The sequence below is a fragment of the Polyangium jinanense genome (assembly GCF_028435365.1).
Window position 1 is genome coordinate 1 of sequence record NZ_JAGTJJ010000123.1, and the last position, 13060, is coordinate 13060.

Below are 13060 nucleotides of genomic sequence, written 5' to 3' on the forward strand. Positions count from 1 at the left end.
GCTGACATCTCAACCGGCAGCGGGCCTTTGGAAGAACTGCGCATCGCGCAGTTCTTCCACGAATGGTCCAGGGCTTGCCCTGGTTCGGGTCGAGGGGCGAACAGCCCCCGCGGGGTCCGGGACAGCGCCCCGGCGCGGCGGCCTCAAGAAGAGACCAATGCTCAGCCGGAAGAAGGGGGTGCGATGAATTGGACGGCGTCACACGCTCGGGTAGAGTGCGTCGCGGATGACCCCTGCCACGCGACAGCGCCTTGCGACCATCCTCGAGCGTGAGCTCGACGCGGTTGCGGTCCAGATTGTCCCGAACGGCGCCGACCCCGGTCCGGATGGGGACGGCAAGACCTTGCGCTGGGATCTCGGCCGCGGATGCCAGCTCGTCGTCACGTTTGCTGCGCCGATCGTGGACCGCGCGGAGAAAGAAGCGCGCCTCGCGACCCTCATCGAGTCGTTTGCCGACCTCTTCGGCGAGGTTGCTGCCGAGGTGCCACGGCCGCGCCCCGAGCCTGCGGAGGCGCTGCGGGTCGAGCTGTCTGCGCTCGCGGGCCGCGCGGGTGCGCTTGGGGCCCTGGTCATCGACGCCACCTCGCCCGTCGTCTGGGGCGCCTCCGAGGCGCCCACGGGCACGGACGATCCCGAGGCCGAGGCCCGCGTCGCTGAGACCTTCGCTCGCGCCCACGCGGCCGGCATCTCCTGGGTCGAGCTCGTGCGCAGACCGGGCAGCCTCACGATCCCCCCGCCGGGCGAGCGCAAGGAGCCTGAGGAGCCGTCTGCCCGCCGCTTCCGCTTGGTCCCGCCGGTGGACGAGCTCGCGCCGCTCTCGGCCGAGGATCGCGAGGCGATCGGCCGCCGCGTCCAGCTTGCCCGCGCGGCCATCACGCGCGTCCGGAAAAACCCCACGATGGCGGAGCTGCACCGGGGCGAGCACCTGCACGAGGCCGTGCTGGAGGAGGGGCTTGGCTACCTGGCGCGGTCGTTCGCGACGATTTATGTGCTCGTGCTCGTCTACCCGGGCCCGTTCGACGAGCTTGGCGCCGAGCGCGCTGTCACGCGGACGCTCCCGGCCATCGAGCGGCTCGTCGTGGCCTTGCCGCCGGACGATGCGCCGACGCACGGCGGCAAGGGGGCCGTCGTGGCATTGCGACCGCGACGGCGAAAATGAATTCGATTACAGCGGGTGTGAGCCCACGAGCGCTGCCACGTTGGGCGGCGGCTTCCCGCCGGTCACGCTCACCTCGGCCTTGCCGTCGCCGAGCTTCACGTCGAGCGCCCATCCTTCCTTGATCGGCAATCCTTTCGTCATGAGCTTGCGCGTCTCGGCGTCGGGCGTGAATCCTTCGAGCTGCATGCGGTCGCGGATGTACGTACGCTCGACGGGCACCGTGAGTGGACATCTCCATTCCGTGGTTTTTCCCTGGGGCGGCACGCACAGGGTCACGGTCCGGACGGTCTCCTCCTCGTATTCGTCGATCCCCATGTCCGAGTCGTGCCGATCGCGCCGCGCCTCGAACCAGAGCACTGTCGTCTTGCCGGCCGTCTTTTCGGTCACGGTGGGAATCGTGAGCTCCTCGTAAATGCCGAACGCGCCCGGGTTGTGCGTCGATCCGATCTTCCCGACCGGCAAGAAGCCCTTTTCCCCTTTGGCGACGAGGATCCAGTCCGTCTGAAACACGGCCGTCTGCGCCTCCAGCAAGGTGAGCTCGGTCCGCGGAAGCTTCGGCTCTTTCACCGGCTCGCAGGACCGCGGCGACTCCGGCTCGCCCGGCTCGGGCTTCGTCAGGCAGGCGCAGACGTCGGCGATCTTGACCGCCGCGGTCTGGCAGGGCAGGGGCTCGACCGCAGGGGGCGCGGGCGCTTTCTCTTTCTTCGAAAGCTCCGCGAGCCGCTTCTCCACCGTCTCGTTCGGCCGGAGCGCGACCGATTTCCGATAATGGTCGAGCGCGGTCTTCGTCTCCTTGCGCTCCTCGGCGATGCGGCCGAGGTTGTAATGCGCCATGGCCTGAAGCTTCGGGCTCGTCGTGCGGTTGATCGCCTCTTCGCTCGATTTTTTCGCCCGTTCGAGCTCGCCGGCCTTGAAGGCCGCCCAGCCGAGCTCCGTCAGCGCGGGCGCGTCGCCCGGCACCACGCCGAGGGCTTTTTCAAACGCCTTGATCGCCTCCGGCCATTGCGACTTCCCCGCGAGGAGCCGGCCTTCCGTGAGGTGCTTCCGGTATTCGCGCATCTTCTCGGGGCTCGGCGCCTCGCGGGTCTTTGGCCGCTTCGGCCGCGGCAGGCCCTCGCCGAGGGCCGAGGCAGTCGGGGCCGCGGACGCCGTCGTGGTGGGCGTCGGGGCCGGGGGCGCGGCCGAAGGCGCGGGCTGTGGGGTGACGCCCCCGTCCTGGCAAGCGACGAGGGAGGCGAGGGCGGCGAGGGGAATCGAAGCACGAATCGAGAGCATCGCGGGCTCAAAAAACAACAGCCCGCGCGCCCCGTCAAGGCTCGGCGTACACTACGCGAAGGACCCCTCGCCCCCGGAGGCCCCGCATGTCGCCCCGAATCCCGCACGCTTGCACGATGCTCCCGCTCCTCGCGACGCTCCTCGCCGCGCCGCTCGCCCACGCCGCGCCCGCGCCCGCGGCGACGACCTTCCTCGATGGAGACCGCGCCGTCACGGCCGAACGCCTCGGCGCGGCGGCCCTCGATCCGCGCGGCAGGAGCCTTACGCCCGTCCGCCTCCGCTACGGGTCGCGATCCTTCCTGGCCTCGATCGATCACTCTGCCGTCGTCCGCCTCGATTCGGGCGGCGAAGAGGCCCTCGCACGCCGCGGATATCGCCTCGTCGAGCCGCTCATGCCCTCGATCGGCCTCTGGCTCGTGGAGGACACGGCCGGCGAGGACGGCCTCTCCATCGCCGCCGCACTCGCGAACGCCGAAGCGCGCACCGAGGGCGTGCGTGACGCCGTGCCGAACCTCTACGTTCGCATGGAGCGCCGCGGCGAACCTTTCACCCCCAACGATCCGCGTTTCTCCGGACAATGGTATTTCGACGACGCCCGCATGCGCATGTCTGAGGCCTGGGGCATCACGCAGGGCGATCCGAGCACGACGGTCGTCGTCATCGACAGCGGTTGCGATTTCACGCACCCCGATCTCCAGGGCAAGTTCGATCCAGGCGTCGACGTGGTCGACGGCGACGACGACGCGAGTTACGACCCGGCGTTCTCGGGCGCCGAGCACGGCACGGCGTGCGCCGGGATCATCGGCGCGGCCACGAACAACGGCGTCGGGATCGCGGGCGCCTGCCCCGAATGCCGCCTGCGCTGCGTCCGCATGCTCGCCGACGAGGCCACGCCGCTCTCCGCGCCGATCAAGGCCTTCGATTTCGCGCTGCAAACGGGCGCCGCGGTCGTGTCGAATAGCTGGGGGTACGTCGAGGCCATGCCCGTCCCGGCGACGCTGCGCGACGCGATCGACAACGTCTTCGACAACGGCCGCGGCGGCAAGGGCGCGGTCGTTGTCTTCGCGGCCGGCAACGACGACCGCGAGCTCGGTGATGACGAGCTGAATGCCGTGCGGGGCGTGCTCACGATCGGAGCGATCAACCAGTTCGACGACAAGACGTTCTTCACGAACTACGGCGCTTCGCTCGACCTCGTGGCGCCCATCGGCACGCTCACGACCGACATCGTGGGGCCGGGCGGGCTCGATCCGACCGATTACACGCTCAATTTCGGTGGGACGTCCTCCGCGTGCCCGGTGGCGGCGGGCGTGGCCGCGCTCGTCGCGAGCGCCGCGCCGGAGATGACGTCGGACGAAATCGTTAAATTGCTCATCGAGACGGCGCGGCCCGCGCCGTACGCGACGCCGGACGCGGCGGGGCACGACGTGGTGTTCGGGCACGGCATCGTGGACCCGCTCGCCGCGCTGACGGAGGCGCTCGGAGACGTGGAGGTGCTGCCGCACCTGCCGGATCCGCCCGTCGAGGAGGACGCGGGCTGTGCGTGCCGTGCAGGCCAGGCAGGCGGGGATGTATGGATGGCGGGGGCGTTTTACGGGGTGGTGCTCGCAGGCCTGGCTTTGCGACGGCGCGCGCGGCGGTGACCGAGGAGCCCGAGGGCTCCGAGCGCCACGAGGCCGGGGCCCGCGGGGGCGGGAGAGAGAGAGCATCCGCAGCCGCCGGGATCGCTGGGTTCGCTGCCGCCTCCGCTTCCGCTTCCGCTGCCGCCTCCGCCGCCGCCTCCGCTGCCGCTTCCGGCGTTCTGGACGGCGGTTTTGCAGGCCTCGACTTCGTCCGGGGCTCCGATGCAAAGGGTGGGCTTGCGGGAGTTGCCCGCGGAGGCGCCGTTCACCACGACGACCACGAGATCATCGGCGCTCGACGTGTCGATCGGATCGACGCCCGCGCGCACGTCGAGCGCGCGAACGACGGGGCCGACCGTGGTGCCCGTCCGGGTTGTGACGAGCAGCGCGAGATCGTCGACCTGATCCGCGGCGTCCTCCGGCGTGGCGAGCGCGGCCATCATTTGCGCGCGTCCGCCCGCGCCGACTCGGTAGTATTGTGAGGATGCGTAAAACACCCGCAGCACGTCGGTATACGGCGCGGCGACGTTCTCCATTTCGACGGGCGCATACTTCGCGCCGCTCGCATATCCGCGCGTCGGGTCGGCGCTCTGGGCCGTGAAGAGGTTCCACGTGGCGAACTCGACGAACGCCTCGGGAAACGACGCGCCGGCCGCCGCGGCGAGCGTCGGATCGAGCACGTCGAACCAGTCCGGATCGGTCACGCCGTCCACGCCGTCCTCGGTCTTTTCGACGAGCGTGCGTACCGTGCCGTCGCCATAACGCTCCTCCAGGAACTGAAAGAAGATCGCGCTGCCGTAGCTGAATGGATCCACGGGCCCAGGCAGGGGCACATCGAGCGAGCGGTCGACGTTGTCGAGATAGCCGTCGATGAACGCTTCGAAGTCCGGGAGCGTGGCATCAAACGCCTCCGTGGCCCAGACCGCGGTCCCCTCGTTGAAAATGCTCCCCTGGTCGTGATCGTAGGCGGCCTGGACGGCGTGGAAGAACTCGTGGCTGCCAAGGATGCGGTTCGCGACGAGCGTGGACGGGTAGCCGTATCCCTTGTAATCGTTCTCCTGGACCATGTAGCCGGTGCATTGACTCGGCTTGTCCGGCCCGCAGGTGTCCGTCTGGTAGACGCCGTCGCCGATGCCCGCGAAATCGACGAGGTAGACGTCGAACCGGCCGTCCCCCCCGTTGTCCGGCAGCCCCTCGTCGCTGCGCGGCGGCCGGAATCCCATCGCCTCGTAATGGCCGAGGACCTCGTCGTAGACCGACGCCACCTGCTCCACGAAATCGGGCGCGCCCGAGCCGTCCGCGTCCTCCGTCGGCACCGCATTCGGGCCCGCGAGCGTGAAATGGACGAGGAACTTCCCCCCCGGCGAGGCGAACGTTTCCACGACGTCGCCCGGCTCGAAGTTGAACTGCAGCCCATTGCCCGGCGTATCCGGCCGGTCGAGCGGCGCATAGGAAGGCGCGTCCCATGCGAGCGCCCCGGGCGCCGCGCCCTCCGGCCGGCACGCGGCGAGCGTGGAGAGCGCGGCCATCGCGAGGAGGCGAGCCGCCCTCACGGCAGGAACGCCCAGCGAATGCTGAAGTTCGCGGAGCCCGTGTTCATCATCGGAATCGAATCCGTCGTGTTGCATTGCTCTTGCACGGACGGCTCGTACCACGTGTCCACGATGAGCTTCACGGTCCGACCGTCGGCGAGGCGGACGGCAAAGACGTTCCCGGTCATCTTCACGCACGCCGTATACGTCCAGAACCCCGAGAGCGCGGTCGCCGGCGAGCCCGGCAATCCCGAGCCATCCGGAATCAACTCGCAGGCCTCGGAGAAGTATTCATCCTTGCGGAACGGGACGTTCTCGGGCGCGGCCGTGACCTCCTCGTATTTCACGTCGGCTCCGGGCACGCGCGTGGCCGCGACGCAGGAGGGGCCGGAGTTGCCGCTGTTGATACGGACGACGTAGCGCCGGAAGGCGATGTCCCAATCCATCGAGGCGAGCGAGTCCTCGTCGGAGATCTCGACCTTCTGGAGCCCGGTCTCAGTGAACTTGCCGTAGACGTACGAGTCCGGATCCGAGACGAACGCGCCGCCCGCCGTGGCGTCGACCCCGGTGCGGAAGCCCTCGCCGTCCGGCTCGTTCGTGATGAGGCCAGGGGCGATGTCGCTTTGGAGGTTCATCCCCTGAAGGACCTGATCTTCACAAGGAATCGCGGTCGGCTCGGTGCAACCCGTCGTCACGCCGCCACCACCACCGCCGCTGCCCCCGCCACCACCACCGCCGGCTCCGCCGGCCCCGCCGTCGCCGCCAGAGGCGCCAGCGCCGGAGGTGTCCGCCGGATCCGAGGAACAGGCAGGGAAGAGCGCGAGGAGAGAACCCAGGAGGGAAAATACGAGGAAGGAACGCATGGTGGCGATGCTACCACGGCAAGGGGCAGGAGCGCGAGAAGCAGGGACGGAAATGGCAACAAGGAGTGGCGCGAGGTTCCGACGTCCCCATGTCGATCTGCCCGGCTCGGTCCGGAGGTGATCACGCTCTCGCCATTCGAGGGAACGTTCGATTCGCAAGAGCCGGCGCTCCACCTCGAAGAGCAGCGCCGGGGCTCAGGTTCGGCTAGGCTCTGCCCACATGAACCGCACGAGCTGGGAGGTCACAGGCCACGGCGCCGCAGTCGTCGCCCATCGGGCCGTGGCTTGCACCGAGAAGGCCCCGTCACGGCCCGCCACGCACGAGCATGCCGTTCTCTGCTTTTACGTGGGCGGCTCAGCGATCGTCGAGCAACGCGGGCGCCACACGCTCGGCGCAGGCGACGTGCTCGTCATCCCCGCGGGCGAGCCACATCGCGTGCTCACCACCCAGAGCGCAGAGCTCTGGGGCCTCGGCCTCTGCATCCCGTGCCTGCCTTCGCAAGAGCTCAAACCGCTGCTCGCCCCGTTCGAGCGCGTGCGCAGCGGCGGATCCGCCGTCGTGACCGTCCCTTCGGGCCGGCACGAGCACCTCGTCGGCCTCTTCCGCGAGCTCGGCCGAGAAACAATCGCCCCCCCAAGCCCCGCAAGCAAGCTCGTCGTGCAGAGCCTCGTCGCGCTCATCCTGGCCGAAGTGTTACGCGCGCAGCCATTTCCCGCGCCCGGGGCCGCATCCGCAGGCCCGCCGCTCGTGGCGGAGGCGCTCGATTACATCGAGAAGCATTGCATGCAGCCAATCTCGCTCGCCGACGTGGCCGCAGCCGTGCGGCGCTCGCCCGCGCACGTGACGACAGCGCTCCGGCGCGCGACAGGAAAAACGGCAGGCGAGTGGATCGTGGCAGGTCGCGTCGCCGAAGCAGAGCGGCTGCTCGTCTCATCAGACGAGCGGATCGACATCGTCGCCGAGCGGGTCGGTTATGCAGACCCGACCCATTTCATCCGCATCTTCCGCCGGGCACGCGGCATGACGCCCGCAGCCTTCCGGGCGGCACACCGCCGAGGCGCCTCCTAGCAGCATCGTGGGGCCGCCGCGCCGGGGCGCCGCCCCGGGCCCCGCGGGGGCTGTTCGCCCCTCGACCCGAACCAGGGCAAGCCCTGGACTCGTGGTGGAAGAACTGCGCGATGCGCAGTTCTTCCAACGGGCCGGTGGCAAGACCAGAGACAGCGTTGCCAGTCACGGCGGTCTTGGTTGGCAGGGTCGTACCTGGTCTTGCCTCGACCTGTTCGATGAACTGCGCATCGCGCAGTTCATCGACCCCGGGTCCAGCGCTTGCGCTGGTCCGGGTCCAGGGGCGGATAGCCCCTGGTGGGGTCTGGGGCAACGCCCCAGCGCAGCGGCCCAGGTCTGCTAAGCTCGACACATGAGCTCCTCGCGCCTCGTCACGATCGACTGCGATTACCTAGGGCCCGACATCGCCGCCGCGTATCTCCGTGTGGAGGGCGACGAAGCGGCGTTCGTGGAGACGAACACCACGCATGCGGTTCCCCGGCTGCTTGCGGCGCTCGATCGTGAGGGGATTGCGCGGGAGGCTGTGCGGTGGGTCATCGTCACGCACGTCCACCTCGACCATGCTGGGGGCGCTTCGGCGTTGCTCGCTGCGCTGCCGAATGCGACTGTGCTCGCGCATCCGCGGGCGGCGCGCCACCTCGTCGATCCGTCGAAGCTCGTCAAGAGCGCCGAGGCTGTTTACGGCGCTGCGCGGTTTGCCGAGCTTTACGGGACGATCTTGCCGATCGATGCGGCGCGCGTGCGGTCGCTCGAGGACCGCGAGACCGCCCCGCTTGGCGGTGCGACGCTCACGTTCGTGCATACGCGCGGGCATGCGAACCACCATTTCGTCGTGCTCGATCCGGCCCGGGAGACCGTGTTCACCGGGGATACGTTTGGCCTCGTTTATCCGCGGCTCCAGCGCGGCCGCCGCCTCGCTTTCCCGTCCACGAGCCCGACCGATTTCGACGCGGAGACGGCGCACGCGAGCATCGAGGTGGTCCGGACGTCGGGGGCGCGGCGCGTGGCGCTCACGCATTTTGGCGAGATCGAGGACCTCGACGTGGTGGCCGCGCAGCTTCATCGGTGGATTGACCTCTCCGCTTCGCTCGTCGATGCGGCCGTGTCGCTCGCGCCGACCGAGGCCGAGGCCATGATTCGTGGGGCGCTCGACAAGGAAATGGAGCGCGCGGCCGAGGAGGCGGGGCTCTCGCTCGACGCCGAGGACCGCGCGCATCTGGAGCTGGATCTGGCGCTCAACGCGCAGGGGCTCGCGTACGTCGCGTCGAAGCGGCGCGGGTGAACCTCAGCGCCGCGGAATCGTCCCTTCGGAGACCATCCGCCGCACCGTCGCGAGCGTCGCCGCCACGGCTTTCCGATACACGGGCTCGAGCTCCCGCGCTTTGGCCTCGTCCTCGTCGGGCACGCCGAACACGAAGCGGAGCACGAGCGAGCCGTCGGGCTGCTCGTCGATCACGTTGTCGACCCACCCCGGCGCCCCGGCGACCCGCTCGAAATGCACGCGCGTCTCGGGCTCGAACGTCACGCGCTCTCGGATGGGCTGACCGCCGAATTCGATCTCGCGCAGAAGCCAGCCGTCGCCCTTCTCCAGGACGTCGCATCGCGTCATTCCCGGCACGAACGGCAGCGCGTTCTCCGCCTTCATTTCGAGCCCCCGCCACACCTCGGCCCGCGAAAGCGGAAGCGCGCCCGGCTCGTTCACCGTGACCTCGTAACCCAGCTTCTTCATGATCGGCTCCTCTTGCCGCCAGCGTAGCGCGGAGCCGCGTCGTGGAGAACGTCCGTCATTCCGGGGCGCGTGGCCACGTCGCCCGCGCGTCGAGCCAGGCCTTGCAGCGGGCCTCGGGATCCGGATTCGAAAGGACGTCCGAGATGACCGCGATCGAATCCGCGCCCGCCCGCGCCACGCCCTCGGCGCGCTCCAGCGTGATTCCTCCGATCGCGACGAGCGGCCGCCGCGCGATGCGCTTCCATTCGCCGATCCGATCGAGCCCTTGCGGGGCCCAGGGCATCACCTTGAGCGTCGTCGGATACACCGGGCCGAGCGCCACGTAATCGGGATCGGGCGCGAGCGCTGTATCGAGTTCCTCGTGGCTGTGCGTCGAGACGCCGAGCTTGAGGCCCGCCCGCCGGATCGCCGCGACGTCGGCCTCCGCGAGATCCTCCTGCCCGAGGTGCACCCATTCCGCGCCGAGATCGATCGCGTCCTGCCAGAAATCGTTCACCACGAGCGTCGCCCCGCGCGTCCGGCACTTTTCGATGGACGCCGCGATCTCCGCCCGCCGCGCTGCTGGTTCGAGCCCCTTCATGCGGAGCTGTACGAATTGCAAACCCAGCGGGAGCAGGCGATCGAGCCACCGGGCGCTGTCGACGATCAGGTAAAATCGATCCAGCACGAGCATCGTCCGCTCCTCGAATCAGCCTGCGAAAGGTGAAAACGGCGCGCCGAACGTCGGCGTCGACGCGGTGGCGAGGTCCGTGGGCTCCATGAGCCCCGCCTCGTGCGCCCTTCGCCCCGCGCGAATGGCCTCGGCGAACGCCTCCGCCATGGCCGACGGATCTCCCGCGGTCGCGACGGCCGTGTTGATCAGAATGGCGTCGTATCCCATTTCCATCGCCGCCGCCGCGTGGCTCGGCGCGCCGATGCCCGCGTCCACGACCAGCGTGATCCCCGGGAAATGTTTTCGGAGCAGCCGGAGCGCGTAGGGATTGTTGAGCCCCCGGCCCGTCCCGATCGGCGCGCCCCACGGCATGAGCACGCGGCAGCCCGCCTCGACGAGTTTCTCGGCGAGCACGAGATCATCCGTCATGTAAGGAAAAACCTCGAAGCCCTCCGCGACGAGCGCGCGTGTCGCCTCCACGAGCGCGAAGGGATCGGGCTGGAGCGTCACGTCGTCGCCGATGACCTCGAGCTTGATCCACGGCGTCCCGAAGACCTCGCGCGCCATCCGCGCCGTGGTCACGGCTTCCCGCACGGAATGGCAGCCGGCCGTGTTCGGTAAGACCGTCACGGAGAGCGCCTTCACGAGCTCCCAGAAGGCCTGACCCGCCTTCGCGCCGGCCGCGGATTCACGCCGCAAAGACACGGTCACGATCTGCGTGCCCGAGCGCGCCACCGCCTGGCCGAGCGCCTCGGGCGAGGGATATCGCGCCGTCCCGAGGAGGAGCCTGCTTTCGAACGTGCGCCCATAAAAATCGACCATGCTCATCCTCCCTGCATGGGCCGGAGCACCTCGACGGCGTCGCCCTCGGCGAGCTTCGTCTCGGCCCGGAGGGCGCGCGGCACGAACTCGCCATTGAGCGCGGTCGCGACCACCGAGACGTCGAACCCTCGGTCCTCGATCAGCGCAGCGAGATCCTTCGTCGTCGTATCGATCTGTTCACCATTCAGCCGGATCCGCATGCATGACCTCGTTCGTGGGGACCTTTCCGAGGAGAACGTCGACGATCCGCGCGGCGAGCGCCGGCGCGAGGAGCCAGCCGTGGCGATACAATCCATTCACGGCGATCGTGCGCCCGGAGATCTCGATCCGCGGCGCGTTGTCGGGGAAGGCGGGCCTTTGCCCCGCGTTGAGCTCCAGGATCTCCGCCTCGGCGAACGCGGGGTGGAGCGCATACGCCTGCGTGAGGAGCTCGCCGGCCGAGCGCAACGTGACGCGTGTCTCCGCGCTCGGATCGGGCGATTCCGATTCGATCGTCGTCGCCCCGATCATGAAGACGCCGCCCTCACGCGGCACCACGTACAGCGGATGGCGGTGGTGGAGCAGGCGCACGGGCCGCGAGAGCGAAACGTCCCGGCTCCGGACGAGGGCCATTTCCCCTTTGACGCCGCGCAACGTGGGAAACCTGTCGCGGGCGCCGAGGCCCCGCGCGTCGACGATACGGTCGGCGTTCAAGGAATCGGGATCTCCGGAGAAACCGAATTCGATCGGCACGCCGGCCTCGCGGAGCCACGTCTGCAGCGCTCGAAGCGTGCGCCGCGGGTCGAGGTGCCCTTCGTGCGGGAAAAAGAGCCCGCGCCGGTAGCGGCCGGCGAGGGCGGGCTCGAGCGCGCCGAGAGCCTCTTCGCCGAGGCTCCGGTGATTGTGGGTCAGCCGCTCGAATCGGGTGAGCACGCCCGGTTCGCGAGGGGGGGCAACGACCAGGGTTCCGTTCGTCTCGACGCCCGGGACGAGCGACGGCCAGAGCGCGAGCGACCGCCGGCCGAGGGCGACCACGAGCGGCTCGGCGATCTCTGCCTCGCAGTCGGGCGCGAGCATGCCGCCGGAGCGCCACGCGGCGCTCGCCGTGATATCGGCGGCGCGCTCATGGACCACGACCCGGAGCCCTGCACGCACGAGCGTGACGGCGGCGACGAGCCCCATCACGCCGGCGCCCAGCACGGCGACGTCGAGCCGTCCGGAATCGACCATCGGGCTTCTCCTAGCCGCGACGGTCGCTTCGTGTCAACCATCGATGCGCGCCGCGAAAAGTGCCCCGGCCGGAAATGCGTCGGTCGGAAGCGGCGTTCGCGCGTCATGACCCTACGCATGCGTCCCCTCGCCGCCGCCGCGCGCCTCCTCGCCGCGCCTTTGCTCCTCCTCGCCGCGGGCTGCACGCAGGGCGCGGCGGCCACGATCCCGGACCCCGGCGTGCCCCGGACCCCCAAGGCGGCCGCGTCCCGGTTTTCCGGGCTCGTCGGCTGCTTCACCATGGTCGAGCTCGGCACGGGCGCGACGGTCGAGTACGGCGGCGACGAGTGCGACGTGCGCACGACGCCCGCCTCGACGTTCAAGATCCCGAACGCGCTCATCGCGGTCGACACGGGCGTGGTGCAGGACGAGACCACGGTGTTTCGCTGGGACGGCAAGGAACGATGGCGCGCCACGTGGAACCGCGATCATTCGCTCGCCACCGCGATGTGGCACTCGACGGTCTGGTATTTCCAGCGCATCGCCGAGCAGGTCGGCGAGCCGCGATATCGCGCCTATCTTTCGGCGTTTCGATACGGCAATGCCGATCCCTCGGGCGACGTGACCATGTTCTGGCTCAACGACACGCTCACGATCTCGCCCCGCGAAGAACGCCGTTTCCTCGCCGCTCTCTACGAAAACAAGCTGCCCGTCTCGCCACGCGCCACGACCGTCGTGAAGAAGACCCTCGAATTGCGCGGCGACGCCGTGGAGCACGTGCGCGACCGGCTTCCGTTCATCGATCAGATTCCTGCGAGCGTGGTGTTCAGCGGGAAGACGGGCAGCGCAGTGCCCGAGGGCCAGCGAGGGCCGCTCTCCATGGTCGGGTGGTTCGTCGGCGCGCTGGAGAAGGAAGGTCGCACCTGGGTGTTCGCGTGCCGCATTCGATCAAACGACGAGACGAAGATCGGCCCCGAGGCCGCGAAGATCACCTACGACATCCTGAAGGGCGAAGGGATGCTCTGACGAACGCGGTCATCCGGGAATGGGTCTCATGTGGGAGGCGCTGCGCTGGGGCTTTGCCCCAGGCCCCACCGGGGCTATCCGCCCCTGGACCTGGACCAGCGCAAGCGCTGGACCCGGGGTCGATGA

Annotated in this window: 13 protein-coding genes; 5 read left to right on the plus strand and 8 right to left on the minus strand. The window is 69.3% G+C overall.

The genetic code is table 11. The features are described from left to right. Window positions 1–226: 226 nt before the first annotated feature. The gene (locus KEG57_RS54370; protein ID WP_272429165.1) at window positions 227–1159 is read left to right on the plus strand and encodes a hypothetical protein; all 933 of its coding nucleotides are present in this window, start codon (window positions 227–229) and stop codon (window positions 1157–1159) included. 6 nt (window positions 1160–1165) lie between these two features. Here the strand turns inward: KEG57_RS54370 and KEG57_RS54375 are convergent, their stop codons facing one another. Then, window positions 1166–2434 (minus strand): tetratricopeptide repeat protein, encoded by a 1269-nt coding sequence (locus KEG57_RS54375; RefSeq protein WP_272429164.1) that lies wholly within the window; start codon window positions 2432–2434, stop codon window positions 1166–1168. Window positions 2435–2520: 86 nt separating this feature from the next. On the opposite strand from KEG57_RS54375, the gene KEG57_RS54380 reads away from it, so the two are divergent. Then, the gene (locus tag KEG57_RS54380; protein ID WP_272429163.1) at window positions 2521–4077 is read left to right on the plus strand and encodes a S8 family serine peptidase; all 1557 of its coding nucleotides are present in this window, start codon (window positions 2521–2523) and stop codon (window positions 4075–4077) included. Here KEG57_RS54380 and KEG57_RS54385 read toward each other — a convergent pair. After that, window positions 4026–5609 carry an MXAN_6640 family putative metalloprotease gene (locus KEG57_RS54385; protein WP_272460078.1) on the minus strand — a complete coding sequence of 528 codons (1584 nt, stop codon included), beginning with the start codon at window positions 5607–5609 and terminating at the stop codon, window positions 4026–4028. The two genes, KEG57_RS54380 and KEG57_RS54385, sit on opposite strands and share 52 nt — an antisense overlap. Further along, a complete protein-coding gene (locus KEG57_RS54390) occupies window positions 5606–6451 on the minus strand; it encodes an HmuY family protein (RefSeq protein ID WP_272429161.1) in 846 nt (281 codons plus the stop codon). The genes KEG57_RS54385 and KEG57_RS54390 overlap by 4 nt, the downstream gene beginning before the upstream one ends. 220 nt (window positions 6452–6671) lie before the next feature. Between KEG57_RS54390 and KEG57_RS54395 the strand changes: the two genes are divergently transcribed. Continuing rightward, window positions 6672–7520: an AraC family transcriptional regulator gene (locus KEG57_RS54395; protein ID WP_272429159.1), complete on the plus strand. Its 849-nt coding sequence runs from the start codon at window positions 6672–6674 to the stop codon at window positions 7518–7520. Between the two features lie 349 nt (window positions 7521–7869). Next, window positions 7870–8799: an MBL fold metallo-hydrolase gene (locus tag KEG57_RS54400; RefSeq protein WP_272424024.1), complete on the plus strand. Its 930-nt coding sequence runs from the start codon at window positions 7870–7872 to the stop codon at window positions 8797–8799. A 3-nt stretch (window positions 8800–8802) separates the two neighbouring features. Here KEG57_RS54400 and KEG57_RS54405 read toward each other — a convergent pair whose 3' ends face one another. From KEG57_RS54405 to KEG57_RS54425, 5 genes are read right to left on the minus strand one after another with little or no spacing between them, the layout of a single operon-like run. Next, window positions 8803–9246, minus strand: coding sequence for an AtaL-like protein (locus KEG57_RS54405; RefSeq protein ID WP_272460056.1), 444 nt, complete (start codon window positions 9244–9246; stop codon window positions 8803–8805). A 55-nt stretch (window positions 9247–9301) separates the two neighbouring features. Continuing rightward, window positions 9302–9919, minus strand: coding sequence for a thiamine phosphate synthase (locus KEG57_RS54410; RefSeq protein ID WP_272460055.1), 618 nt, complete (start codon window positions 9917–9919; stop codon window positions 9302–9304). Window positions 9920–9934: 15 nt separating this feature from the next. Beyond that, a complete protein-coding gene (locus KEG57_RS54415; protein ID WP_272424028.1) occupies window positions 9935–10720 on the minus strand; it encodes a thiazole synthase in 786 nt (261 codons plus the stop codon). A gap of 2 nt (window positions 10721–10722) precedes the next feature. Beyond that, a complete protein-coding gene (thiS, locus tag KEG57_RS54420; RefSeq protein ID WP_272424029.1) occupies window positions 10723–10920 on the minus strand; it encodes a sulfur carrier protein ThiS in 198 nt (65 codons plus the stop codon). Next, window positions 10898–11929, minus strand: coding sequence for an FAD-dependent oxidoreductase (locus KEG57_RS54425; protein ID WP_272460054.1), 1032 nt, complete (start codon window positions 11927–11929; stop codon window positions 10898–10900). Before KEG57_RS54425 ends, thiS begins: the two co-directional genes overlap by 23 nt. 117 nt (window positions 11930–12046) lie before the next feature. Here KEG57_RS54425 and KEG57_RS54430 point away from each other — a divergent pair, with 117 nt between their 5' ends. Then, entirely contained in the window at window positions 12047–12934 is an 888-nt protein-coding gene (locus KEG57_RS54430) for a penicillin-binding transpeptidase domain-containing protein (RefSeq protein ID WP_272460053.1), read from the plus strand. Window positions 12935–13060: the final 126 nt, after the last annotated feature.

Coding starts and splice junctions, on each gene's coding strand:
- KEG57_RS54370 (WP_272429165.1), top strand. CDS start 227: ATGACCCCTGCCACGCGACAGCGCCTTGCGACCATCCTCGAGCGTGAG.
- KEG57_RS54375 (WP_272429164.1), bottom strand. CDS start 2,434: ATGCTCTCGATTCGTGCTTCGATTCCCCTCGCCGCCCTCGCCTCCCTC.
- KEG57_RS54380 (WP_272429163.1), top strand. CDS start 2,521: ATGTCGCCCCGAATCCCGCACGCTTGCACGATGCTCCCGCTCCTCGCG.
- KEG57_RS54390 (WP_272429161.1), bottom strand. CDS start 6,451: ATGCGTTCCTTCCTCGTATTTTCCCTCCTGGGTTCTCTCCTCGCGCTC.
- KEG57_RS54395 (WP_272429159.1), top strand. CDS start 6,672: ATGAACCGCACGAGCTGGGAGGTCACAGGCCACGGCGCCGCAGTCGTC.
- KEG57_RS54400 (WP_272424024.1), top strand. CDS start 7,870: ATGAGCTCCTCGCGCCTCGTCACGATCGACTGCGATTACCTAGGGCCC.
- KEG57_RS54405 (WP_272460056.1), bottom strand. CDS start 9,246: ATGAAGAAGCTGGGTTACGAGGTCACGGTGAACGAGCCGGGCGCGCTT.
- KEG57_RS54410 (WP_272460055.1), bottom strand. CDS start 9,919: ATGCTCGTGCTGGATCGATTTTACCTGATCGTCGACAGCGCCCGGTGG.
- KEG57_RS54415 (WP_272424028.1), bottom strand. CDS start 10,720: ATGGTCGATTTTTATGGGCGCACGTTCGAAAGCAGGCTCCTCCTCGGG.
- thiS (WP_272424029.1), bottom strand. CDS start 10,920: ATGCGGATCCGGCTGAATGGTGAACAGATCGATACGACGACGAAGGAT.
- KEG57_RS54425 (WP_272460054.1), bottom strand. CDS start 11,929: ATGGTCGATTCCGGACGGCTCGACGTCGCCGTGCTGGGCGCCGGCGTG.
- KEG57_RS54430 (WP_272460053.1), top strand. CDS start 12,047: ATGCGTCCCCTCGCCGCCGCCGCGCGCCTCCTCGCCGCGCCTTTGCTC.